The organism is Streptomyces sp. NPDC045846 (assembly GCF_056431605.1).
This window is the reverse complement of sequence record NZ_JBWKKJ010000007.1, coordinates 451749-475555: the sequence shown is the minus strand read 5'-3', so window position 1 is coordinate 475555 and position 23807 is coordinate 451749. Positions and strand designations below refer to the sequence as shown.

General features: G+C 71.6%; 22 protein-coding genes. 11 read left to right on the top strand and 11 right to left on the bottom strand.

Annotation, left to right across the window (positions count from 1 at the left end; genetic code table 11):
• The first annotated feature begins 34 nt into the window (after window positions 1-34).
• Complete coding sequence (gene trpS / locus AC07F3_RS22445) at window positions 35-1096, top strand: tryptophan--tRNA ligase (protein WP_479116230.1); 1062 nt, start codon at window positions 35-37, stop codon at window positions 1094-1096.
• A gap of 115 nt (window positions 1097-1211) precedes the next feature.
• Window positions 1212-1790: a 2'-5' RNA ligase family protein gene (locus tag AC07F3_RS22440; RefSeq protein ID WP_479116229.1), complete on the top strand. Its 579-nt coding sequence runs from the start codon at window positions 1212-1214 to the stop codon at window positions 1788-1790.
• Between the two features lie 301 nt (window positions 1791-2091).
• Here AC07F3_RS22440 and AC07F3_RS22435 read toward each other — a convergent pair whose 3' ends face one another.
• Both AC07F3_RS22435 and AC07F3_RS22430 read right to left on the bottom strand, forming a co-directional pair.
• Window positions 2092-2847, bottom strand: coding sequence for a decaprenylphospho-beta-D-erythro-pentofuranosid-2-ulose 2-reductase (locus tag AC07F3_RS22435; protein ID WP_479116228.1), 756 nt, complete (start codon window positions 2845-2847; stop codon window positions 2092-2094).
• 45 nt (window positions 2848-2892) lie between these two features.
• Window positions 2893-4278: an FAD-binding oxidoreductase gene (locus AC07F3_RS22430; RefSeq protein ID WP_479116227.1), complete on the bottom strand. Its 1386-nt coding sequence runs from the start codon at window positions 4276-4278 to the stop codon at window positions 2893-2895.
• Between the two features lie 278 nt (window positions 4279-4556).
• Here AC07F3_RS22430 and AC07F3_RS22425 point away from each other — a divergent pair, with 278 nt between their 5' ends.
• From AC07F3_RS22425 to AC07F3_RS22410, 4 genes are read left to right on the top strand one after another with little or no spacing between them, the layout of a single operon-like run.
• The gene (locus AC07F3_RS22425) at window positions 4557-5096 is read left to right on the top strand and encodes a phosphatase PAP2 family protein (RefSeq protein ID WP_479116226.1); all 540 of its coding nucleotides are present in this window, start codon (window positions 4557-4559) and stop codon (window positions 5094-5096) included.
• A complete protein-coding gene (locus AC07F3_RS22420) occupies window positions 5093-6043 on the top strand; it encodes a decaprenyl-phosphate phosphoribosyltransferase (protein WP_479116225.1) in 951 nt (316 codons plus the stop codon). The genes AC07F3_RS22425 and AC07F3_RS22420 overlap by 4 nt, the downstream gene beginning before the upstream one ends.
• Window positions 6040-6498 (top strand): GtrA family protein, encoded by a 459-nt coding sequence (locus AC07F3_RS22415; protein WP_479116224.1) that lies wholly within the window; start codon window positions 6040-6042, stop codon window positions 6496-6498. Before AC07F3_RS22420 ends, AC07F3_RS22415 begins: the two co-directional genes overlap by 4 nt.
• Complete coding sequence (locus AC07F3_RS22410) at window positions 6486-7385, top strand: YihY/virulence factor BrkB family protein (protein WP_479116223.1); 900 nt, start codon at window positions 6486-6488, stop codon at window positions 7383-7385. The genes AC07F3_RS22415 and AC07F3_RS22410 overlap by 13 nt, the downstream gene beginning before the upstream one ends.
• On the opposite strand, the gene AC07F3_RS22405 is transcribed toward AC07F3_RS22410, so the two are convergent.
• Together AC07F3_RS22405 and AC07F3_RS22400 are read right to left on the bottom strand one after the other, a co-directional pair.
• Window positions 7354-8658: a D-alanyl-D-alanine carboxypeptidase family protein gene (locus AC07F3_RS22405; protein WP_479116222.1), complete on the bottom strand. Its 1305-nt coding sequence runs from the start codon at window positions 8656-8658 to the stop codon at window positions 7354-7356. The genes AC07F3_RS22410 and AC07F3_RS22405 overlap by 32 nt on opposite strands.
• A gap of 165 nt (window positions 8659-8823) precedes the next feature.
• Window positions 8824-9093: an SCO4848 family membrane protein gene (locus tag AC07F3_RS22400; RefSeq protein ID WP_479116221.1), complete on the bottom strand. Its 270-nt coding sequence runs from the start codon at window positions 9091-9093 to the stop codon at window positions 8824-8826.
• Between the two features lie 413 nt (window positions 9094-9506).
• Here AC07F3_RS22400 and AC07F3_RS22395 point away from each other — a divergent pair, with 413 nt between their 5' ends.
• Window positions 9507-11069 carry an ABC transporter substrate-binding protein gene (locus AC07F3_RS22395; protein ID WP_479116220.1) on the top strand — a complete coding sequence of 521 codons (1563 nt, stop codon included), beginning with the start codon at window positions 9507-9509 and terminating at the stop codon, window positions 11067-11069.
• 139 nt (window positions 11070-11208) lie between these two features.
• Window positions 11209-13407: an alpha-N-acetylglucosaminidase gene (locus tag AC07F3_RS22390; RefSeq protein ID WP_479116219.1), complete on the top strand. Its 2199-nt coding sequence runs from the start codon at window positions 11209-11211 to the stop codon at window positions 13405-13407.
• A 9-nt stretch (window positions 13408-13416) separates the two neighbouring features.
• Here the strand turns inward: AC07F3_RS22390 and AC07F3_RS22385 are convergent, their stop codons facing one another.
• The 6 genes from AC07F3_RS22385 to AC07F3_RS22360 all read right to left on the bottom strand — a co-directional run bounded on the left by AC07F3_RS22385 (window position 13417) and on the right by AC07F3_RS22360 (window position 18631).
• A complete protein-coding gene (locus AC07F3_RS22385; protein ID WP_479116283.1) occupies window positions 13417-14073 on the bottom strand; it encodes a TetR/AcrR family transcriptional regulator in 657 nt (218 codons plus the stop codon).
• Window positions 14074-14384: 311 nt separating this feature from the next.
• Window positions 14385-15161: a succinate dehydrogenase iron-sulfur subunit gene (locus AC07F3_RS22380; RefSeq protein ID WP_479116218.1), complete on the bottom strand. Its 777-nt coding sequence runs from the start codon at window positions 15159-15161 to the stop codon at window positions 14385-14387.
• Window positions 15161-16915 (bottom strand): succinate dehydrogenase flavoprotein subunit, encoded by a 1755-nt coding sequence (sdhA, locus tag AC07F3_RS22375; protein ID WP_479116217.1) that lies wholly within the window; start codon window positions 16913-16915, stop codon window positions 15161-15163. Before sdhA ends, AC07F3_RS22380 begins: the two co-directional genes overlap by 1 nt.
• Window positions 16916-16946: 31 nt before the next feature.
• Window positions 16947-17429 carry a succinate dehydrogenase hydrophobic membrane anchor subunit gene (locus tag AC07F3_RS22370; RefSeq protein ID WP_479116216.1) on the bottom strand — a complete coding sequence of 161 codons (483 nt, stop codon included), beginning with the start codon at window positions 17427-17429 and terminating at the stop codon, window positions 16947-16949.
• A 7-nt stretch (window positions 17430-17436) separates the two neighbouring features.
• Entirely contained in the window at window positions 17437-17817 is a 381-nt protein-coding gene (gene sdhC / locus AC07F3_RS22365) for a succinate dehydrogenase, cytochrome b556 subunit (protein WP_114037067.1), read from the bottom strand.
• Between the two features lie 166 nt (window positions 17818-17983).
• Window positions 17984-18631: a 2-oxo-4-hydroxy-4-carboxy-5-ureidoimidazoline decarboxylase gene (locus tag AC07F3_RS22360; RefSeq protein ID WP_479116215.1), complete on the bottom strand. Its 648-nt coding sequence runs from the start codon at window positions 18629-18631 to the stop codon at window positions 17984-17986.
• 278 nt (window positions 18632-18909) lie between these two features.
• Between AC07F3_RS22360 and AC07F3_RS22355 the strand changes: the two genes are divergently transcribed.
• The 3 genes from AC07F3_RS22355 to AC07F3_RS22345 all read left to right on the top strand — a co-directional run bounded on the left by AC07F3_RS22355 (window position 18910) and on the right by AC07F3_RS22345 (window position 22595).
• On the top strand, window positions 18910-20643 hold the full coding sequence (locus tag AC07F3_RS22355) for a beta-N-acetylhexosaminidase (RefSeq protein ID WP_479116214.1): 1734 nt from the start codon (window positions 18910-18912) through the stop codon (window positions 20641-20643).
• Between the two features lie 285 nt (window positions 20644-20928).
• Window positions 20929-21591 (top strand): RNA polymerase sigma factor, encoded by a 663-nt coding sequence (locus AC07F3_RS22350; protein ID WP_114037060.1) that lies wholly within the window; start codon window positions 20929-20931, stop codon window positions 21589-21591.
• Window positions 21591-22595: a hypothetical protein gene (locus AC07F3_RS22345; protein ID WP_479116213.1), complete on the top strand. Its 1005-nt coding sequence runs from the start codon at window positions 21591-21593 to the stop codon at window positions 22593-22595. Before AC07F3_RS22350 ends, AC07F3_RS22345 begins: the two co-directional genes overlap by 1 nt.
• 296 nt (window positions 22596-22891) lie before the next feature.
• Here AC07F3_RS22345 and AC07F3_RS22340 read toward each other — a convergent pair whose 3' ends face one another.
• Window positions 22892-23746, bottom strand: a complete 855-nt coding sequence (locus tag AC07F3_RS22340) for a L,D-transpeptidase family protein (protein WP_479116212.1) — start codon at window positions 23744-23746, stop codon at window positions 22892-22894.
• Window positions 23747-23807 lie beyond the last annotated feature (61 nt).

The window sequence follows — 23807 nt, the reverse complement described above, 5'->3', positions numbered from 1 at the left end:
CGACAGACCGCACGCACCTGAGAGAATGCTGAGCATGGCCTCGACTCGCCCACCCGTCGCCCACCTCCACCCCCAGGGGAATGGCTTGCAGCAGCGCCCGCGTGTGCTCTCCGGAATCCAGCCCACCGCGGGCTCGTTCCACCTCGGCAACTACCTCGGCGCGGTCCGCCAGTGGGTGGCGCTGCAGGAGTCCCACGACGCGTTCTACATGGTCGTCGACCTCCACGCGATCACCGTCCCGCAGGACCCGGCCGAGCTGCGCGCCAACACCCGGCTCGCCGCGGCCCAGCTGCTCGCCGCCGGTCTCGACCCCGAGCGCTGCACGCTGTTCGTCCAGAGCCACGTCCCCGAGCACGCCCAGCTCGCCTGGATCATGAACTGCCTGGCCGGTTTCGGCGAGGCCAGCCGGATGACGCAGTTCAAGGACAAGTCCGCCAAGCAGGGGGCCCAGAACGCGACGGTGGGCCTGTTCACGTACCCGATCCTCCAGGTCGCCGACATCCTGCTCTACCAGGCGAACGAGGTCCCGGTCGGCGAGGACCAGCGCCAGCACATCGAGCTCACCCGTGACCTCGCCGAGCGCTTCAACGGGCGGTTCGGCGAGACGTTCACCGTCCCGGCGCCGTACATCCTCAAGGAGACGGCGAAGATCTACGACCTTCAGGACCCGTCGATCAAGATGAGCAAGTCGGCGTCGACGCCGAAGGGCCTCATCAACCTCCTCGACGACCCGAAGACCACGGCCAAGAAGGTCAAGAGCGCGGTCACCGACACCGACACGGTGATCAGGTACGACACCGAGAACAAGCCCGGCGTCTCCAACCTGCTGTCCATCTACTCCACCCTCACCGGCAAGACGGTCGCCGCCCTGGAGGCCGAGTACGAGGGCAAGATGTACGGCGCGCTCAAGACCGACCTCGCCGAGGTGATGGTCGAGTTCGTGACGCCGTTCCGGACCCGTACGCAGCAGTACCTGGACGATCCCGAGACGCTGGACTCGCTGCTCGCCAAGGGCGCGGAGAAGGCCCGCGCGGTCGCCGCCGAGACGCTGGCGACGGCGTACGACAAGGTCGGCCTGCTGCCCGCCAAGCACTGATCCGGACGTCCGGACGGAGCCGGCCCCCCGGTCTCTGGTCAGACGCGGGCAAGCCCGTCACACTGCACAGCACCGCACCAACGAGAGCACAACCGACAGCATGGAGGAGAACGACGTGGGGACCGTAACGCTCGGCGTTTCGATCGCGGTCCCGGAGCCGTACGGCAGCCTGCTCCAGGAGCGGCGCGCGGGCTTCGGGGATCCCGCCGCGCACGGCATCCCCACGCACGTCACCCTCCTGCCGCCGCACGAGGTCGAGGCGGAGTGCCTGCCGGCGATCGAGGCGCACCTCGCCTCGGTCGCGGCGGCGGGCCGCCCGTTCGGGATGCGGCTCGCGGGCACGGGGACGTTCCGTCCGCTGTCCCCGGTCGTGTTCGTCAACGTGGTGGAGGGCGCGGCCGACTGCGCGTGGCTCCAGCAGCGGGTACGGGACGAGGCGGGGCCGCTGGTGCGCGAGCTCCAGTTCCCCTACCACCCCCATGTGACGGTGGCCCACGGCATCTCCGAGGAGGCGATGGACGTGGCGTACGAGGCGCTCGCCGGGTTCTCTGCGTCCTGGACGTGTGGGGGGTTCGCGCTGTACGAGCAGGGGGTGGACGGGGTGTGGCGCAAGCTCCACGACTACCCGTTCGGGATGGGGGCGCGGGGGGTTCCCGCCCAGGCCACCACCCTGGACCACCCCTCCCTCCGCTAGCCCGTCCCCTCGGGGGCTGCGCCCCCGGCCCCCTTTCGGCTGCGGGCCGCCGTCGGCCATTCGCGCAGTTCCTCGCGCCCCTGAAACCCCCTTCGGTCTGCGGATCGTGCTCGCTTCTCGCGCAGTTCCTCGCGCCCCTGAAACCCCCTTCGGTCTGCGGGCCGTGCTTGCTTCTCGCGCAGTTCCCCGCGCCCCTGGCGGTACTGGTGCTGGTCGGCATGGGCATCTTTAGCCCGTCCGGCGATTGAGGACGAGCGCCCTTTAGGCGCGAACGGGGTCTGGGGTGGAGTCCCGGGGGCGGCTAGACCGGGAGGCGGCGGAACACCCCCCGTGGGGCGTGTCGTAGTGCTGACATCACCACCCGCAACGCCCCCGGCACCCACACCAGTTCGGCCCGCCGCCGCAGCCCCGTCTCGATGGCGAGGGCCACCGCCTCGGGGGTCGTGGCGAGGGGCGCCTCGGCGAGACCGGCCGTCATCCTCGTACGGACGAAGCCGGGGCGTACGACCATGACGTGCACCCCCGACCCGTGCAGCGCGTCGCCCAGGCCCTGGGCGAACGCGTCGAGGCCCGCCTTGCTCGACCCGTAGATGAAGTTGGCGCGGCGGGCGCGTTCGCCGGCCACCGAGGACAGCACGACCAGCGAGCCGTGGCCCTGCCGCTGGAGGGCCTTCGCGCAGATGAGGCCCGCCGAGACCGCGCCGGTGTAGTTGGTCTGGGCGACCCGCACCGCGGCGAGCGGCTCGCCCTCGTCGCGGGTCTGGTCGCCGAGCACCCCGAACGCCAGCAGCACCATGTCGATGTCGCCCTCGGCGAACACCTTGCCGAGCGCGTCCTCGTGCGCGGCCGCGTCGAGCGCGTCGAAGGCGAGCGTGTGGACGTCCGCGCCCAGCTCGCGCAGGCCGGACGCGGCCGCTTCGAGGGCGGGTGACGGCCGGCCCGCGAGCCAGACCGTACGGGTGCGGCGGGCCACCAGGCGCCGGGCGGTGGCGAGGCCGATCTCGGACGTGCCGCCGAGCACGAGCAGGGACTGCGGGGTGCCGAATGCGTCCTTCATCAGGGCTCCGTGGGTTGAGGGTGTACGGGAGTGGCCGGGCGGAGGTCAGAGGCCGAGGCGGCGGCTCATGTCGGAGCGGAAGACGCCGGACGGGTCCAACTCAGCGCGCAGGGAGCGGAATTGGGGCAGCATCGGGTACATGCGCTCCACCAGTTCGGGCCGCATGCGCGCGTCCTTCGCCAGATAGACCCGGCCGCCCGCGTCCGCCACCTGCTCGTCCAGCTCGTCGAGGAGGGCGCCGAGCCCGGGCAGGTTGGCGGGGATGTCGAGGGCCAGCGTCCAGCCGGGGAGCGGGAAGGACAGCCAGCCGGGGTCGGCCTCGCCGAAGCGCTTGAGGACGGCGAGGAAGGAGGGGCAGCGGTGCCGCGAGATGCGGCGCACGACGGCCCGCAGGGTGTCCTCCTGCCCGTACCCGACGACGAACTGGTACTGCACGAAGCCGCCCCGGCCGTAGACCCGGTTCCAGTGCGGCACCCCGTCGAGGGGGTGGAAGAACGTGGAGATGCGCTGGAGCTGGCCCGTGCGGTGCTTCGGCGCCCTGCGGTACCAGAGTTCGTTGAACGCCGAGACGGAGGCGCGGCCGAGCAGTCCCTCGGGCAGGAAGGCGGGGGCGGCCGGAAGCCTGCGGGGCCGGAAGGCGAGCGGGCTGCGGCGGGCGCGGGGCGGCAGCATGTCGAGCGGCGCGTGGTCCCCGCGGGTCAGCACGGACCGCCCCGTCCCGGCGCCCCGCGCGAGGAGGTCGATCCACGCCACCGAGTACCGGTAGCGGTGGTCACCCGATTCCAGCCGGGCCATCAGGTCGTCCAGATCGGCGGCCCGTTCGGTGTCCACGGTCATCAACGAGGTGTGCACGGGCAGGAGTTGGACGGTGGCCCGCAGGACGACACCCGTCAGGCCCATCCCGCCCGCCGTCGCGTCGAAGAGCTCGCTGCCCGGGGTGACGGTGCGTACGGTGCCGTCCGCGGTGAGCAGTTCCAGCTCCCGCACATGGCGGGCGAAGGAGCCCGAGACGTGGTGGTTCTTGCCGTGGATGTCGGCGCCGATCGCCCCGCCGACCGTCACGTACCGCGTGCCGGGCGTCACGGGCACGAACCAGCCGAGCGGCAGCAGGACTTCCATCAGGCGGTGCAGGCTCACGCCCGCGTCGCAGACGACCACGCCCGCGTCGGCGTCCACGCCGCGGACGCGGTCGAGGTCGGTCAGGTCGAGGACGGTGCCGCCCGCGTTCTGCGCGGCGTCCCCGTAGGCCCGGCCGAGTCCGCGCGCGATCGTGCCGCGCTCGCCGCACGCCCGTACGGCGGCGGCCGCCTCCTCGTAGCTACGGGGGCGCAGGACCCGTGCCGTAGTGGGGGCGGTGCGGCCCCAGCCGCTCACGGACGTCGGCGGGCCCGGGGGAGCGAGCGTGATGTCGGGTGACGTGTCGGCAGCCATGAAGGCGACCGTAGCGCGTCAATAGTCCGGTTTGTCTTCGCCTCTCCCTGCCTCGCGGTCTCCATCACCCACCCCGGCTCCGCGGCCCTCACCCCTCGCGCCGCCGCCCTTGGTCCCGCTCGCCCGCCGAGCGAGCCGCCCCGATAAACCACTCAGCGAAATGGGTGATTACCTGGGTGTCAGTCCGGTTTGTCCCCGATTCGGGTGCGCTGGCGCAGGAGAGTCGCCGGTGGCCTACGGCCAGTTGGCGGGCCGACGTCACGGATGAGGGGTGACAGATGCGGAAGTCGTCGTGCACCGACGCCGAGCGGCGGCTGCTGGCCGCACTGCGCGACTGCGGCACCGATCCCCGGGTGGCCGCGGCCACCCGCGTGCTGTCCTGGGCCGGGGAGCACGGCGCGCTCTGGCTCGGGGCCGGGCTCGCCGCGGCCGCCGCCGACCGGGACCGGCGCGCGGCCTGGCTGCGCGGCACCGCGCTGGTCGCCGCCGCCCACCTGGCCAGCATGGGCGTCAAGCGCGTGGTGCGCAGGCCCCGGCCGCACCTTCCGGCGGCCGAGCCCCTGGTGCGTACCGCCGGGCGGCACTCCTTCCCCAGCTCGCACGCCAGCTCCGCGGCAGCGGCCGCCGTCGCGTTCGGCGCGCTGCGCCCGGCCGGGGCGCGTCTGGTGCCGCCGCTGGCCGCCGCGGTGTGCGTGTCCCGCATGGTCGCGGGCGTGCACTACCCGAGCGACGTCGCGGCGGGCGCACTGCTCGGCGGCGTCACCGCGCGGGCGGGCGCGGCCTGGATGCGCGGACCGATCGAAGGGGGGCGACGATGACCGAGCCCGGCGCGGTACTCCTCGAAGAGCCGGGGCCCGCCTCCGCCTCCACCCCCCGGCGCCTGTTCGCGCTGCCCGCCGCCCTGGTGCGCACCGCACGGCCCCGCCAGTGGATCAAGAACGTGCTCGTGGTGGCCGCGCCCGCCGCCGCTGGCAGGCTGACCAGCCCCCATGTCATCGTCCAACTCGCCCTGGTCTTCTGCCTGTTCACGGCCGCGGCCAGTGCCGTCTACCTCGTGAACGACGCCCGCGACGCCGAGGCCGACCGCGCCCACCCCGACAAGCGCCACCGGCCGGTCGCCGCCGGACGGGTCCCGGCGGGCCTCGCCTACGCGACCGGCGGCGTCCTCGCGGTGCTCGCGCCGCTGGCCGCCGCGCTGACCTGCAACGCGATGACGGCCACCCTGCTGACCGCGTACGTCGTGATGCAACTGGCCTACTGCGTCAAGCTCAAGCACGTCCTGGTCGTCGACCTGGTCGTCGTCACCACCGGGTTCCTCATGCGGGCGATGACCGGCGGGGTCGCGCTCGGCATCCCGCTGTCCCGCTGGTTCCTGATCACCGCCGGGTTCGGCGCGCTGTTCATGGTCTCCGCCAAGCGCTACTCCGAGGCCCTGCGGATGGAGGGGCAGGGCGCCGCCACCCGCTCGCTCCTGGACGTGTACACCACCGGCTATCTGCGCTTCGTGTGGCAGCTCGCCGCCGGGGTCGCGGTCCTCGCCTACTGCATGTGGGCGCTGGAGGGCGGCGGCGTCACGGGCGGATCGCTGCTGCCCTGGCGGCAGTTGTCGATGGTCCCGTTCATCGGGGCGATCCTGCGCTACGCCGTCTTCGCCGACCGGGGGAGCGCGGGGGCGCCCGAGGACGTCGTCCTGCACGACCGTGCGCTGGCGGTGATCGGTCTGGTCTGGGTCGCGATGTACGCGCTCGCGGTGATCGGCCTGTGAGCGTCGCCAGGTCCGAGGTGGTCGGGTTCGCGCTGGCCGGGATCTGCGCCTACGCCGCCGACCTCGGGCTGTTCGTGTGGCTGCGGTCCGGGCTCGGCTGGGACCCCATCGCCGCCAAGTCCCTTTCGTTCGTGGCCGGTTGTACGGTCGCCTACCTCGGCAACGCCTTCGGCACCTATCGCGGGCGCCGGGCCGGGCGGCGCGGGTACGCGGTGTTCCTCGCCGTGAACCTCGCGGGCGCCCTCGTGCAACTGCTCTGCATCGCCGTCTCGCACTACGGCCTCGGCTTCACCTCGCCGCGCGCCGACACGCTCTCGGGCGCCGTCCTCGGCATGGCACTCGCCACCTGCCTGCGATTCTGGGGTACGAGAACGCTGGTGTTCGGCGCCGGGAGCCCGGCCGCGGACGGACAGAGCAGCGCGGGAAAGGGTAGTCGTACGTCATGGACTGGCTGAAGAAACTCCCCGTCGTCGGGCCGTGGCTCGCCCGGCTCATGCGGACCCACGCCTGGCGTTCGTACGAGCGGCTCGACCGGGTCGCCTGGTCCAGGCTGGCCGCCGCCATCACCTTCATCAGCTTCCTCGCGCTCTTCCCGCTGCTCACCGTCGGCGCGGCCGTCGCCGCCGCGCTGCTCTCCACCGGGCAGGTGCACAAGCTCCAGCAGACCATCGCCGAGCAGGTCCCCGGCATCTCCGACCAGCTCGACCTCCAGGCGCTGATCGACAACGCGGGCACCGTCGGCGTCGTCGCGGGCGCGCTGCTGCTCTTCACCGGCATCGGCTGGGTCTCCCAGATGCGCGGCTGTCTGCGCGTGGTGTGGGAGATGGAGGAGGCCGACGAGGGCGAGAACCCGATCCTGCGCAAGCTCAAGGACGGCGGCGTGCTCCTCGGCCTCGGCGGCGCCGGGCTCGCCTCCTGGGCCGCGTCCTCCATCGGCTCCACCGCGATCGGCTGGACCGCCGACCGGCTCGGCATCGACCAGGGCGGCGCGGGCGGGGTGCTGCTGCGCATCGCCGCGATCGCGGTCGCCGTGCTCGCCGACTTCCTGCTGCTGCTGTACGTCCTGACCCTGCTGCCCGGGGTGAGCCCGCCGCGCCACCGTCTGATGGTGGCCGCGCTGGTCGGCGCCGTCGGCTTCGAGCTCCTGAAGATGCTGCTCGGCGGCTACATGAAGGGCGTGGCCGCCAAGAGCATGTACGGGGCCTTCGGGGTGCCCATCGCGCTGCTGCTCTGGATCAACTTCACGGCGAAGCTGCTCCTGTTCTGCGCGGCGTGGACGGCCACCCCGGCCAAGGAGGACGACCCGGAGCTCACCGCTTCCGAAGCGGCCAGCGACGGTTGATCAGGAAGACCGCGCCCGCGACGAGGACCAGCGCGCCGCCCGCGATGGCGAGTGCCACGCCCGCCCCGCCGCTCTCGCCCTGGGCGGCGGCCGCCTCCTGCCCGCGGCGGTTCTTCGTGCCGCCCTGGGTGCTGCCCGGGCCGGTGCCGGTCGTCGCCGACTTCGGAGGCACGAGCTCACCGACCGGGGTGACCTTGCCGTTCGCCGCGAACCCCCAGTCGAGCAGCCGGGCCGCCTCCTTGTAGACGGCCTGGCTCTCCGCCGACTCGGGGTGCATGACGGTGACGAGCAGCACCTTGCCGTTCCGCTCGGCGACCCCGGTGAAGGTGGCGCCCGCGTTGGTGGTGTTGCCGTTCTTGACGCCCGCGATGCCCTTGTAGGGGCTCAGCCCGAAGTCGCCGGTGAGCAGCCGGTTGGTGTTCTGGATCTCCAGGGTCTCGCGCTTCTTGTCCTTGCCCTCGGCGCCGGGGAACTTCGCGGTGGCCGTCGAGCAGTACTCGCGGAAGTCCTTGTTCTGGAGCCCCGAGCGCGCGAACAGCGTCAGGTCGTACGCGCTGGAGACCTGGCCCGGCATGTCGTAGCCGTCGGGCGAGACCACCCGGGTGTCCAGGGCCTGGAGCTCGTCCGCGTGGTCCTGCATGTCCTTGACGGTCTTGGGCACGCCGCCGTTCATCGAGGACAGCACGTGCACGGCGTCGTTGCCGGAGCGCAGGAAGACCCCGAGCCACAGGTCGTGCACGGAGTACGGCAGGTTCGGCTTGACCCCCACCATGCTGCTGCCCGGGCCCATCCCGGCCAGGTCGGCCGGGGTCACCGTGTACTGCTGGTCCCGGGGGAACTTCGGCAGCACGGTGTCCGCGAACAGCATCTTCAGGGTGGAGGCGGGCGGCAGCCGCCAGTGCGCGTTGTGCGAGGCGAGCACCTGGCCGCTCTCGGCGTCCGCGACGATCCAGGACCGGGCGGTCACGTCCTTGGGCAGCACGGGCGCCCCGGCGCCGAGCCGCGCCTGGGTACCGGCCTGGCCCAGCTGGTCCCCGCCCACCTTCGACATGTCGCTCGGCGGCGGGTCGTTGGCGGGCTTGCCCGGCGCACCCGGCGTGGCGGAGGCGGCCGGCTTCTCGTCCCGCGGCAGCGCGGCGGCCGGGACGGCGGCGAGTGCGGGCAGCGCCGCGGCGGCGGCCACGGCGACGGACAGGACGAGCCCGGCGGCCCTCTTCGACGCGTGCGGGCGCGCGGTGAGGGGATGCGGTGCGCTCTTCTTCGAAACGTTCACGGCAGACACGTTCGAGAACGTACAGGCTGCGGCCATCGATCCGATCATCGTATGGATGACCCGCCGTGAGCTCCCACCCGGCCGGAGGTGTCGGGAGGCGATGCTGAACACGGGACCGGCCCCGAGGACGCGGCACGGCTACGCGACGTCGGGGGCTGGAGCGAGTCAGCCCCGGCTGTCCCGACCGTCGTGGAGAGCGGACTCCTCCTTGTTCGCGCGGACCCCCCGGAGCCCGATGACGCCGATGACCGTCCCCAGGATGAACGAGACGATCGCGAGCGTCAGGTGGACCCAGAAGTACGCCGTGGGCCGGCCGTGGTCGAAGGCGAGCCCGCTGGCGTCGGCCCACAGGTTCTTCGCGAAGGTCACCCAGACCACCCAGGACCAGGCTCCGAACGCGAGCAGGAACCAGGAGACGCGGCGGCTGAGCTTCATGGGGAGTCCTTCGGGGTGGGCGTGGCGTTCACTGCCAGTATCGAACCGGCCCGGCCGGGCCCTGCGAGCGGGGCTCGGTCCAGTCGTGAAGAACCTGTGGAAGGACACCGGCGGGCCCGCGCTCGACGGGCCGGGAGCCACCGCCTCCTGCTGGGGGTCCTTCGCAGCTCGCCATCACCTGGTGTCCTCTGGGGACGGCCGTGGGAATGACCGGGTTCCGTTCGCCGCGACGACCGCGACGTGAACGCATGGCTACGGAGAGCTCCGTCACGCTCGGCTAACGAGTAGCTGTGAGAGGAAGGTTGACCCTTCCACAATGTGAAGGTCGTGTGATTGGGTGAGCGTCATCACAGGCGCAGCGTGCTGACTCCGCGCGCCGATCAGGGGTGGGGCGTTCCGAGGAGAGCACGGCGATGCGGTCGATCCGTATGCGAATGGTGGCCATAGGCGCGGCGGTGGTGGTCGCGGGGGTCGGTGGCTGGCAGCTGCTGCCGTCCGACCAGGGCAAGAAGGACCCCATCGTCGTCGGCACCACCGACGTGATCACCTCGCTCGACCCGGCGGGCGCCTACGACGCCGGATCCTGGTCGATCTACAACAACGTCTACCAGTCGCTGCTCACCTTCCGGCAGGGCAGCACCACCCCGGTCCCGGACGCCGCGAAGAGCTGCGCGTTCGTCGGGCAGAAGCTCCAGACGTACCAGTGCGTGCTGCGCGACGACCTCAGCTTCTCCAGCGGGCGCACGATGACAGCCGAGGACGTGAAGTTCTCCTTCGACCGGATGCTGAAGATCGCCGACAAGCTGGGCCCGGCCCCGCTGTTCTCCATGCTCGGCTCGGTGCGGGCCGAGGGGAACACGGTCACCTTCAACCTGAAGAGCAAGGACGCCACCTTCCCCTCCAAGCTCGCCACCGGCGCGGGCTCGATCGTCGACAGCAGCCAGTACCCGGCGGACTCGCTCCGCAAGGAGAACTCGGTGGTCGGCTCGGGGCCGTACGTGCTGAAGGCGTACGACAAGGACGCCTCGGGGCGGCCGGTCAGCGCCCACCTGGAGGCCAACCCCCGGTACAAGGGCGCGGTCACCAAGACGGGGCTGCCCGTCACGGTTCGCTACTTCGCCGAGGCCGACCAGCTCAACGCCGCCTGGCAGGCCAAGCAGGTCGACGTCACCCACCGCGAGATGCCGCCCGAGGTCCTCGCCAAGCTCTCGCCGGGGCCCGACCTGCGGATCACCACCTCGCCGGGCTACGACATCCGCGAGCTCAACTTCAACGTGAAGTCCCCGAGCCCCGTCTCCAAGGTCAAGGTGCGCGAGGCCGCGGCCGCCCTGGTCGACCGGGCCGCGCTGGCCACCGCCGTCTACAGCGGCACCGTCGACCCGCTCTACTCGGTGATCCCCCAGGGCTTCACCGGGCACAGCACCGCGTTCTTCGACGCCTATCCCAAGCCCGACGCGACCAAGGCGAGGGCGCTCCTCAAGGGCGAGCAGCTCCCGGTCCGCTTCAACCTGGCCTACCGCAAGCTGGGCGCGAACGGCGCGGAGGCCGAGCAGCTCAAGAAGCAGCTGGAGCGCGACGGCCTCTTCCAGGTCGACCTGATCGCCGAGCCGGACTGGCCGAAGATGCAGCAGAACTACGCGGAGGGCAAGTACGACGCGTACACCGCGGGCTGGCTCGCCGACTTCCCCGACCCCGACAACTTCGCCCAGCCGCTCGTCGGCACCGGCAACAGCCTCCACAACAACTACTCCGACAAGGGCGCCGACGAGATCATCCAGCGCACCCAGGAGTTCACCGACCGCGGCCGGGCCGCCGACGACTTCAAGGCGCTCCAGGAGAAGGTCGCGCAGGACGTCCCGCTGATCCCGCTGTGGCAGGGCAAGAACTACGTGCTCGGCAACAAGGACGTCAGCGGTTCGCAGTACCTGTCGGACGGCACGGGCGTGTGGCGGCTGTGGGAGCTGGGCTGGATCTGAGGCCCTGCCGGGCGGGCCGGGAACGGCGGCTTCCGGGTGACGGGTTTGGCACGCGGCTGTTCACCCAAAGGGCTTTTGTCCAAGGAGTCACCGGTTCTGCTCCATTGACCGCGCTCGGACACGCTGCTTCCGTCGGGGGATGCGCCTTTCCCGTCGTACGCTCCTGAGCTCACTCGCCGGATCGGCCCTCGCCCTCGGGGCGGGCACCGAGGCCGGGTACGCCACCGAGGCCGGGTCCGTGGCCGCCCGGGGGCCCGCCGCGCGGGCGCTGGCCCGGCTGCTGCCCGCCCACCGCGACCAGGTCACCTTCCGCACGGTGCCGCGCGCGGCCGGCCGCGACCGCTTCCGGGTCTTCGGCACGTCCGGCCGGATCACCGTCGAGGGCACTACCCCGGCCGTCCAACTGACCGGATTCCACACGTACTTGAGACAGGTCGGCCACGCCCACATCTCCTGGGCGGGCGAGCAGACCCGGCTGCCCGGCCGGCTCCCGGCCGTGGCGGATCCCGTCGAGAGGACCGCCAACGTCACCCACCGCTTCGTGTTCAACGACACCAACGACGGCTACACCGGTGCCTATCACGACTGGTCGTACTGGGAACGCGAGCTCGACATCCTGGCCCTGCACGGCTACAACGAGGTGCTCGTCTACCTCGGCGCGGACTCCGTCTACCACCGCACCTTCCTCGAACACGGCTACGCCGACGCCGAGTTGCGCTCCTGGATCCCCGGCGCCTCCCACCAGCCGTGGTGGCTGCTCCAGAACATGTCCGGCTTCGGCGGCCCCGTCTCGCGGCAACTGCTGGACCAGCGCGCCGAGTTGGCGGTCCGGATCGTCGGCCGTCTGCGCGAACTCGGCATGACCCCGGTGCTGCCCGGCTACTTCGGCACGGTCCCGCCCGGCTTCGCCACCCGCAACCCGGGCGCACACGTGGTGCCCCAGGGCACCTGGGTGGGCTTCACCCGGCCCGACTGGCTGGACCCGCGCTCCGACCACTTCGCCCGCATCGCCGCGACCTTCTACCGGGTGCAGAACGACCTGCTCGGCGCCACCTCCATGTACAAGATGGACCTGCTGCACGAGGGCGGCACCCCCGGCGACGTCCCGATCGGGGCGGCCGCCCGGGCCGTCGAGCACGCGCTGCGCACGGCGCACCCCGGGGCGATCTGGAACCTGCTCGGCTGGCAGGAGAACCCGCACCGCGAGATCATCGAAGCGGTCGACAAGACGAAGCTGTTCATCGTCGACGGCCTCTCCGACCGCTTCCCCTCCGTCACCGACCGCGAGCAGTCCTGGGAGGGCGCGCCCTACGCGTTCGGCTCCATCTGGAACTTCGGCGGCCACACCGCGATGGGCGCCAACACCCCCGACTGGGCCTTGCTGTACGAGAGTTGGCGCACCAAGCCGGACAGCGCCCTCGACGGCATCGCGCTGATGCCGGAGGGCGCGGACAACAACCCCGCCGCCTTCGCCCTCTTCTCCGACCTGGCCTGGACGGACGGCCCCGTCGACCTGGAGAACTGGTTCGCGGCATGGCCGGCCTACCGGTACGGCGCCGCCGACGCCCATGCGGTGGAGGCGTGGGACGTGCTGCGCCGCACCGCGTACGGCACCACCCGGGCCGACTCCTGGAGCGAGGGGGCGGACGGCCTGTTCGGCGCCCGCCCGAGCCTCACCACCACCTCGGCGGCCTCCTGGTCCCCGCCCCAACTCCGGTACGACTCAGACGAGTTCGACCGGGCGCTGCCAGCCCTGCTGGCGGTGGCACCCGCCCTGCGCACCAGCACGGCGTACCGCTACGACCTCATGGACGTGACCCGCCAGACCCTCTCCAACCGGTCCCGGGCGCTGCTCCCGCGGATCCGTGGCGCGTACGAGGCGAAGGACAGGGCGGGCTTCGCCGAGCTCACCGGCGCGTGGCTGCGCTGCCTGGCGCTGCTCGAACGGGTGGTGGCGACCGACCGGGGCCATCTGCTCGGCCGCTGGATCGCGGACGCGCGGTCGTGGGGGACGACCGCCGCCGAGAAGGACCGGCTCGCCCACGACGCGGTGTCGCTGCTCACGGTGTGGGGCCCGCGGGCCGCGGCCGACGGCGGGGGGCTGCGCGACTACGCCAACCGCGAGTGGTCCGGCCTGGTGGGCGGCCTGTACACGCTGCGCTGGCGCACCTACTTCGACACCCTGACCGCGTCCCTGGACACGGGCCGCCCCCCGGCGCCGGTCGACTGGTACGCCCTGGAGGACACGTGGGTGCGGACGCACCCGGCGTACGGGGTGGAACCGAAGGGGGACATCGTGGCGGTCGCGGGGGAGGTGAGGGCGGCGCTGGGGCTGTGAGCCGGCGCTCTACCGCTTCTCGCGCCCGCTCCTGCGGGAGGCGGCCGCCTGCGACATGCCGGGCAGGAAGTCGGTGAACAGCTCGTGCACCTCGTGGACGAGCGGCCGCAGCACCCGGAACCGGGCCAGCGCCACGCCCCGCGTGGTCAGCTTGGCGCCCCGCGCCGCGAGGCGGTAGCTCCGCTCGCGGCCGGGGGACCGGTCGAACACCCAGTACAGGACGAGCCCCATCTGGGAGAGCCACATCAACTCCGGCAGGACGTCGACGAGTTCGGCCGGCACCTTGGTCCTCGTGCCGGCCAGGACCTCCCGGTGCACCGAGATCGCCTCCTGCCGGGCGTGCTCGGACTCCGAGGAGAACGGGCTGAGCGGACTGTCCGGATCCGCCGCGTTCTTGAAGAATTGCGCCGCGAACTCGTGGTACGGCGAGGCGATGTCGAGCCACACCCGCAGCACCCCGGCGAGCCGGGCCTCCAGATCGGTCTCGGTGTCCAGGACCTCCCTGACCGCCGCCTGGTGCTCGGCCGCGATCCGGTCGTAGAAGCCCTGGATGAGGTGCTCCTTGCCGGCGAAGTAGTAGTACGCGTTGCCGACCGAGACCCCGGCCTCCTGGGCGATGGCCCGCATCGTGGTCTTGTCGTACCCCCGCTCCTGGAACAGCCGCATCGCGGTCTCCAGGATGAGCGTGCGGGTCTGCTCGCCCTTGGCGGGCCGGACCTCCGGCCCCTCGTCCCCGGCCGGCCCGGACGCGGCGGGGGCGGTCTCTTCAGGCGCGTTCTCTGCTGGCACGGCAAGAGCCTAATCGGCCACGTGTCGGCCGGGCTCGCTGGGCCCGTGCTCAAGTTCTTCGAGCACCCGGTCTCCCCGCTGGACGAGTGGGGCCGCCGACGGCGATCCCCGGATTCGGCGAACGGCGAGGGCCCCGCACCGGGAAGCGAACTTCCGGGTGCGGGGCCCTCGTCGGAGCCGTACGGGAATCAGAAGCGGCGCGTGATCAGGGCGCGCTTGACTTCCTGGATGGCCTTGGTGACCTCGATGCCACGGGGGCACGCGTCGGTGCAGTTGAACGTCGTGCGGCAACGCCACACGCCGTCCTTGTCGTTCAGGATCTCCAGGCGCTGCTCGCCCGCCTCGTCACGGCTGTCGAAGATGAAGCGGTGCGCGTTCACGATCGCGGCCGGGCCGAAGTACTGGCCGTCGTTCCAGAAGACCGGGCAGGACGACGTGCACGCGGCGCACAGGATGCACTTGGTGGTGTCGTCGAAGCGCTCGCGGTCCTCGGGCGACTGGAGCCGCTCGCGCGTCGGCTCGTTGCCCTTCGTGATGAGGAAGGGCATCACGTCGCGGTACGCCTGGAAGAACGGCTCCATGTCCACGACCAGGTCCTTCTGGACCGTGAGGCCCTTGATGGCCTCGATGGTGATGGGCTTGGACGGGTTGATGTCCTTGATCAGCGTCTTGCAGGCGAGGCGGTTCTTGCCGTTGATGCGCATGGCGTCGGAACCGCAGATGCCGTGGGCGCAGGAGCGACGGAAGGTCAGCGACCCGTCCATGTCCCACTTGATCTTGTGGAGACCGTCGAGCACGCGCTCCTTCGGGTCGATCTCCAGCTGGAAGTCCTCCCACGTCGCTTCCTCGGAGATCTCCGGGTTGAAGCGGCGGATGCGGAAGGTGACGGTGATGTACGGCGAGTCGGCGAAGCCGGGCTCCGGCGCGCCGGCCTTGTCGGCCTTGTCGAGAGTCGGGGTTGCCATCAGTACTTACGCTCCATCGGCTGGTAGCGGGTCTGGACGACAGGCTTGTAGTCGAGGCGGATCGAGTCCTTGCCGCCGTCCGCGACCTCGCGGTACGCCATGGTGTGGCGCATGAAGTTGACGTCGTCGCGGTTGGGGTAGTCCTCGCGGTAGTGACCGCCGCGGGACTCCTTGCGCGCGAGGGCGGAGACGGCCATGACCTCGGCCAGGTCGAGCAGGTTGCCCAGCTCGATGGCCTCCAGGAGGTCGGTGTTGAACCGCTTGCCCTTGTCCTGGACGGACACGTTCTTGTACCGCTCGCGCAGCTCGGCGATCTTCTCGACCGCCGTCTTGATCGTCTGCTCGGTGCGGAAGACCATGACGTTGGCGTCCATGGTCTCCTGGAGCTCCTTGCGGATGACCGATACGCGCTCGGTGCCGGTCGCCGACAGCAGGTTCGCGACCTGCGCCTCGACCATCGCCGCCGGGTTCTCCGGAAGCTCGGCGAACTCCGTGGTGTGCGCGTACTGGGCGGCGGCGATGCCCGCGCGCTTGCCGAACACGTTGATGTCCAGGAGCGAGTTGGTGCCCAGGCGGTTGGCGCCGTGCACGGACACGCAGGCCACCTCGCCGGCCGCGTACAGACCCGGCACGACCGTGGTGTTGTCCGCGAGGACCTCACCCTGGACGTTCGTCGGGATGCCGCCCATGGCGTAGTGCGCGGTGGGCTGGATCGGGATCGGGTCCGTGTACGGCTCGATGCCCAGGTAGGTGCGCGCGAACTCCGTGATGTCCGGGAGCTTGGCGTCGAGCTGCTCCGGCGGGAGGTGCGTCAGGTCGAGGTAGACGTGGTCGCCCTCGGGACCGCAGCCCCGGCCCTCGCGGATCTCGGTGTAGATCGAGCGCGAGACGACGTCACGGGACGCGAGGTCCTTCATGACCGGCGCGTACTTCTCCATGAAGCGCTCGCCGTCCTTGTTGCGGAGGATGCCGCCCTCACCGCGGGCGCCCTCCGTCAGCAGGATGCCCATGCGCCAGATGCCCGTCGGGTGGAACTGGAAGAACTCCATGTCCTCCAGGGGCAGCCCGCGGCGGTAGCACGCGGCCTGGCCGTCACCGGTCAGGGTGTGCGCGTTGGACGTCACCTTGAAGAACTTGCCGGTGCCGCCCGAGGCGTAGATGACCGACTTGGCCTGGAAGACGTGGATCTCGCCGGTCGCCAGCTCGTAGGCGACGACGCCGGCGGACTTCTTGACGCCGTCCTCCTCCACCAGGAGCTGGTCGAGGACGTAGAACTCGTTGAAGAACTCCACGCCCTCCTTGATGCAGTTCTGGTAGAGCGTCTGGAGGATCATGTGGCCGGTGCGGTCGCCCGAGTAGCAGGCACGGCGGACCGGGGCCTCGCCGTGGTTGCGGGAGTGACCGCCGAAACGGCGCTGGTCGATCTCACCCTTGGGCGTACGCCCGAAGGGCAGGCCCATCTTCTCCAGGTCGAGGACGGCGTCGATGGCCTCCTTCGCCAGGATCTCGGCGGCGTCCTGGTCGACCAGGTAGTCGCCGCCCTTGATCGTGTCGAAGGTGTGCCACTCCCAGTTGTCCTCCTCCACGTTGGCGAGCGCCGCGGCCATGCCGCCCTGCGCCGCGCCGGTGTGGGAGCGGGTGGGGTAGAGCTTCGTCAGCACGGCGGTGCGGCTGCGCTTGGTCGACTCGATGGCCGCGCGCATGCCGGCGCCGCCGGCGCCGACGATGACGGTGTCGTACTTGTGGATCTTCATCAGAGAATTCCTCAGTCCCTCAGCCCGTGGCCTAGCGGATGTTCGGGTCGAAGGTGAAGATCACCAGCGTGCCCAGCAGGACGGTGAACACCGTGGCGGTGTAGAGAAGCATCTTCAGCCAGAAGCGGGTGTTGTCCCGCTGCGCGTAGTCGTTGATGACGGTGCGCAGGCCGTTGGCGCCGTGCAGCATGGCCAGCCACAGCATGGTCAGGTCCCAGATCTGCCAGAACGGGGACGCCCAGCGGCCCGCGACGAACGCGAAGCCGATCTTGGAGACGCCGCCGTCCAGGACGAGCTGGATGAGCAGGTGGCCGAGGACCAGGACGACCAGCACGATGCCGGACAGCCGCATGAACAGCCAGCCGTACAGCTCGAAGTTGGTGCGGGTCGACTTCGGGGTCTTCGTGGTGCGCTTGCGCGGGGCCTCGATCAGCGGGGCCGGGTGATCGGTGTCGTACAGGCTCACGCCCTCGACCTCGCCGATCGCGGAAGCGGAAGAGGTTTCGGCAGACATTCAGTCCTCAGCTCCCGAACAGTTCACGTGCGGCGTGCCCGAGCACCGGGTAGAGCGCGCCCGCCATCAGCACGACCCAGATGACCACGACGGTCCAGAGCATCTGCTTCTGGAGACGCGGGCCCTTGGACCAGAAGTCCACGGCGATGATGCGCAGGCCGTTGAGCGCGTGGAACAGGATGGCGGCGACGAGGCCGTACTCCAGACACGCGACGATGGGCGTCTTGTAGGTGGCCACGACCTTGTCGTACGCCTCGGGGGAGACACGCACGAGAGCGGTGTCGAGGACGTGTACGAACAGGAAGAAGAAGATGAGGACGCCGGTGACTCGATGAGCCACCCAGGACCACATTCCTTCCCGGCCGCGGTACAGCGTTCCAGCCGGCACGGAAGAACCCTCCGGGAGCGGTGTTGAGGGCCGGCCGGCTTCAGTGTCGGTCTGACCCGGCCGGGTACGGTCCACCGGCCCCGGTCATCGTAGCGACGAGATGTCGGTTCCCTTGCGCCGGGTCCATAGGTGTGATCAAACAGGCAATCAAACAGGCTCGTACGGCCTAGAGAACGCGATGTGTGGGACTCGGGCTGTCTGGTTCGGGGTGGTTGGACATGAGATGGGCGAGTCGGGCGCGGGCGAGGCGGCGCAGTTCGTCGGCCGCGATCGAGTGCTCCTCGTCCCGTTCGTTGTTCATCCGCACCCGGATCCCGGCGAGCACCTCGTCCAGGTGCTCGGCCGGGCTGACCCCGTCGAGGCAGATCACGAAGGCGTGCCCGAAACTGCTCTCGTACCGCGCGTGCGCGGCGCCCAGCGCCATGTGGGCGGCCTGGGGCGCGCTCTCGTGCAGCCCCGGCGACGGCTCCTCGGCCAGCGCCTCGGCGAGGTCGCCGGCGGACAGGTCGTAGCTGGCCTCGTCGGCCGCCGCGAGCAGGGCGTCCAGGTCGGGGTAGGGGCGGTGGGCCGTGATCCGCGCGGCCCAGCGTCGGCTCGCGCAGCAGGAGAGCAGGGCCGCTTCGGCGGCGCCGACGGAGGCGCGGTTGAACCGGTCGAGCCCGCCGGGCGCCGGGGCGGCCGCCGGAACGGATGTGCCCCGCAGCTGATTCGGTATGGCCGCCCGCCCTTGGGCACGAGGAGTGTGATGGAGTGTCGGCGGTCGCTTCCGGGGGCCGGCGTGGGAATCGCTGGACAGCGTGGGCTCCTCGAACACTGCGCGGGACGCGGTAGTACGGAACGGGACGGGCTGCGGAGCACGGAGACTGGAGTGGCAAGGGAGGTGGGAGTGCCGCCACGCTATCCACGTGGAGCGGGAGGCGCCCGAAGGCCGCGCGAAGTTCACCCGGACGTGCGAGTCGGGTCGCGCGCGGTGGACGGGCGCCCGGGCACTTCGGCGTACCTTCACCCCAGTTGTCCGACCGCTGTCCGGGGTCTCCGGATCGCCCTTACTGTTGTTGGACGGGAGGTTTCTGAGTGATGTCGCGTTTCAGGATGTCACGGGCCCGGACGCCGGAGCCCGGTGACCCGAAGCGGTCGTCCTCGCCGTCGTCCGAGGCGCGCGCCTCCCGGCCGCGTACGCCCCGGTCCCGCCCCGCCTGGCTGCACCGGCCCCGCGGCCGGCGCGCCCTGGTCCTGAAGGTGGCCCTCGCGGGCCTCGTCGTGCTGGCGCTGATCATCGCGGTCTGGCCGGACGACGACACCCACGGCGGGCACGGCGGCCCGGTCGACAACAGGCCCGCCTCCTCGGTGCTGCCGTCCCCGTCGCCGATCTACCCGATCTCCTCGCCGCCCCGCACCATCCCCTCCGTACGCGAACACCGCCCCGCGCGCGGGCCCGGCTTCCGGCCCGTCGACTCGACGCGGGTGATCGTGGCGGCCGGCAGCGAGAGCCTCACCGACGAGGGCAAGCTGCTCGCGCAGGAGCTCGGCGCCGACTACGCGCAGGGCGGGCAGCCCCGCGAGGGCGACATCGAGCTGGCCCTGACCCCGCCGCCGAAGGGGCGTAAGGCGGTGGCCGACTCGTACACGCTGACCACGCGCGACCGCCGGGTGCGGATCGAGGGGCCCGACGACGCCGGGGTGTTCTACGGCACCCGCACCCTCAAGCAGGCGCTCAAGGGCGGCGGCGTGATGCCCGAGGGGGTGGTCGAGGACCGGCCGGACAAGCCCCAGCGCGGGCTCAACCTCGACATCGCGCGCAAGCCGTACAGCGCGGCCTGGATCGAGGACCAGCTGCGGCAGATGGCCGACCTGAAGCTCAATCAGCTCGGGCTGCACTTCTCCGACGACCAGGGCTTCCGCATCGAGTCGGCGAGCCACCCCGAGGTCGTCTCGCGCGAGCACCTCAGCAAGCGCGAGGTCCAGCGGATCGTGGCCCTCGCCACCAAGCTGCACATCACCGTGGTCCCCGAGATCGACTCGCCGGGCCACCTCGGCGCGGTGCTCGCCGCCCACCCCGACCTCCAGCTGCGCGACAAGGACGGCAAGCCGGTCAAGGGCGCCGTCGACCTCGCCAACCCCGACGCCGGGCGCATCGTCGACGACCTGCTCCGCGAGTACGCCGACCTGTTCCCCGGGGCGTACTGGCACCTGGGCGGCGACGAGTACCAGGCGCTGGCCGTGAAGGCCCCGGCCACGCCCGACACCGCGTATCCGGGTCTCGCCGACGCCGCCCGCGCCAAGTACGGACCCAGGGCGGGCATCCAGGACCTGGCCGCGGGCTGGCTCAACGACCGTGCCGCGACGCTCCGTTCGGCCGGCGCGGGCCGCACCTTCAAGGCGTGGAACGACGGCTTCTTCCCCGGCGGCAAGGTGGCCGCCGACCAGGGCCGCGAGGTGGAGTACTGGACCGGCAAGGAGCCCGGCGAGCGCGCGCCCGAGGAGTACCTCGCCGAGGGGCGCGCGGTGGTCAACCTCAACGACGAGTACCTGTACTACGTCCTGGGCGAGCCGGGGAGCTACAAGTACCCGACCGGCAAGCGGATCTACGAGGAGTGGACGCCGCTGGTGCTGCGCTCGACCAGGCCCGTGGACGCCAAGTACGCCGGGCAGGTCCTGGGCGGGCGGTTCGCCGTCTGGTCGGACGTGCCCGGCGCGCAGACCGAGGAGCAGGTGGCCCGGGGCATCCGGATGCCGCTGCGCGCGACGGCCCAGAAGCTGTGGGACGCGCGGACGCCGTCGATGGACTGGGAGGAGTTCAAGGCCCTGGCGGACCGCCTGGGCTGAGCCCGGCCGCGACCGGGCCGGGGTGCGGAGGACGACCGGGGCCGCCACCCCCCACAGGAGAGGCCCCGGCCGTCTTCCGGCGGGGCCGTTGTGGCGACCCCGTACCTCCTTCAGCGCCGTGCGTGCGTTTTCTGTCACACCCCGCTGTGTCAGCGGGTTGTTGCAGGTTGTACAAGTCATGGACTTATGGGGCGTCGAGGCCGTAGCGTGCTGACTCGCGTTTGGGGACGCGACGCGATGACCAGCGGTGACATCAGGACAAGTCAGTCAGACAGGGTGCAGGGATTGCTGGGGGACGACGCGGAGCTGACCGCCGCGGTGCTCAGGGCGCAGGACGGGGACGAGGAAGCCTTCCGTGCTGTCTATCGCGCTGTGCACCCGCGCCTGCTCGGCTATGTGCGCACGCTGGTCGGCGAACCCGACGCCGAGGACGTGACCTCCGAGGCCTGGCTCCAGATCGCCCGCGACCTCGCCCGCTTCGAGGGGGACGCCGACCGCTTCCGCGGCTGGGCCGCCCGCATCGCCCGCAACCGGGCCCTCGACCACATCAGGATGCGCGGCCGCAGGCCCGCCGTAGGCGGCGACGAGAGCGAGCTCGTCGCGCGCCCCGCCCCCTTCGACACCGCGGACGAGGCGATGGAGGCGCTCGGCACCGGACGTACGATGGCGCTCATCGCCCAGCTCCCCCAGGACCAGGCCGAGGCCGTGGTGTTGCGCGTGGTGGTCGGTCTGGACGCGAAGAGCGCGGCGCAGACCCTGGGCAAACGGCCCGGCGCGGTGCGGACCGCCGCGCACCGGGGCCTGAAGCGGCTGGCCGAACTGCTCGGCGCCGACGGCTCCGCCGGGGAGGGGGCCCAGGACGTGGAGGAACTGGGTGCCGTGCCGTCGCAGCGTGCGCCGGAACGCGGTGTGACGCAATCGCGCGCCCGGACGCAGAAGGACATGTGATGGCTGACGAGCGGCACGAGTGGCTTGACGGGGATGCCGTCGAGCGACTGCTGCGCGGCGAAGGGGTCGAGCCCGGTGACGAGCGGGCCCAGGCCGAGGCCGACCGGCTCGCGGCGCTGCTGAGCTCCCTCGCCCCCACCGAACCGGCCACCACCGAACTTCCCGGCGAGGCCGCGGCCCTGGCCGCCTTCCGCGAGGCTCGTCCCAAGGACGCCGAGGGGCTCGGTGTCGTACGGGTCGGTCGCGTCGCCGAGGTGCGCGAGGCTCCACGGCGCAGGCGCTTCGCGCCGGTGCGCCTCGGGCTCGCCGCGGCCCTCGCCTGCTGTGCGCTCGGCGGGGTCGCCGTCGCCGCGGGCACCGGTGTGCTGCCGGGGCCGTTCGCCTTCGACGAGCGGGATCCCGCGCCCGCGTCCAGCGTCTCCGCCGAGGCGACCCCGGGCACGGTCACCGCCTCGCCCTCGCACTCCCTGCCCCCGGGCTCCCCGACGCCCGATCGGCACGGCCCGTCGACCGGCGCCGGCACGCCCGGCGACCCCTCGCACCCGGCGAGCCCGGACGGCTCGCCCGCCGGCGGCAGTGGCGACCCGGGCACGAAGGACGGCGCCCAGACCGGTGGTTCGGGGGACGACAACGATGGCACGGGCAACGGACAGTGGCTCGCCAGAACGGCCGAGGACTGCCGGGACTACCGCTCGGGCCGGCTGGACCAGGACAAGCGCCGCAGCCTGGAGTCCGCGGCCCACGGCGCGGGCGCGGTGAAGGCGTTCTGCGACGTGCTGCTCGACGGCGACGGCGGCGGCAGGTCCGGGGGCTCGGACGACCAGGGCCAGGGCCAGGGCCAAGGCCAGGGGCAGGGCAAGGGCCACGGCAAGGGCAAGGGCGACGGTTCCGGCAACAAGAACGGTGGCGGGGGCGGCGACAAGCAGAACTCCGTGACCACCCGCCCCGGCAAGCTCCTGGACTGGATCAGGCCCGGCGCGCTCGGCTCCGCCGTCCCGCACTGACCTGGCCGCCGCGAGGCGCGCTTCCGCGGGCCCGGAGGCCCGGGACCACCAGCTCGGCGGGGCCTTGCCGAGGGCCGAATCCCACCGCCGAAGCGCAGGTCAGAACCCGGAGTAACGTTTTTTGAGACGGCGGCGCAGTACTGAGTGAGCCGACTGGTCATCGGCGGCGCAGAAGAGCCGGGGTTCCCCCCGTACCCATGGCTCCGCGCGAATGGCGCGGGCGGGACACGTTCCCCCGGTCCCGCCCGCGCCCTCCCTTCCTCGGACCGCGACCCGCGGGCCGCCCCCGGACCGGGTCACCAGTAGACGACGACCTTGTCGCCGATGCGCACCTGGTCGAAGAGCGCCGCGATCTTGCCCTTGTCCCGTACGTTGACGCAGCCGTGCGAGGCGCCGTTGTAGCCGCGTGCCGCGAAGTCCGACGAGTAGTGCACCGCCTGGCCGCCGCTGAAGAACATCGCGTACGGCATGGCCGTGTGGTAGATCGTCGAGACGTGGTTGCGGCTCTTCTCGAAGACCTTGAAGACGCCCTCGCGGGTCGGCGTGTACTGCGAGCCGAAGCGCACGTCCATCGTCGACTGCACCTTGCCGTTGACCACCCACGACAGCGAGCGGCTGGTCTTGCTGATGCACATCACACGGCCGGTCATGCAGCGCGGGTCGAGCTTGGCGGCCGGTTTGTTGACCGTCTGCCCCGCCAGCTCCTCGGCCGTCGGCTTCGTCGTCATCGCGAGCAGCCGGTCCCAGGTCACGCTGTCCGTCGTGCCCGTGGCGGCGAGTCCGCGCTTGTCCTGGAAGCCCTTGACGGCCGCGGTGGTCGCGGCTCCGTACGTGCCCGTCGGGGTGTCGTCGAACCAGCCGATCTGCGCGAGCCTGGCCTGCAACTCCTTGACCCGGTCGCCCTTCGCGCCGTTCGACATCAGGACCTGCGGCGCGGGCTTGGCCGCGGTCGTGGCCGAGGCGGGCGCGCCGACCGGCTTGTCGTCGGTGACGGCCGAGACGGGCGAGGCCGAAGGGGTCGGCGCCCCGGGTGTCGCGGGGGTGGCCGCGCCCGCCTTGTCGTTCCCCGGACTGCATCCCACGGCCACCGTGATGACGGCGGTCGCGGCGAGGGTCTTGGCTATGACAGTGGTGCGGTGGTTCCGGCGCATCGGTCGCCCCCCTGAATCTCTCGTGTCCCCAGAGACAGATTCCCGCGCCGAACGGTTGCAA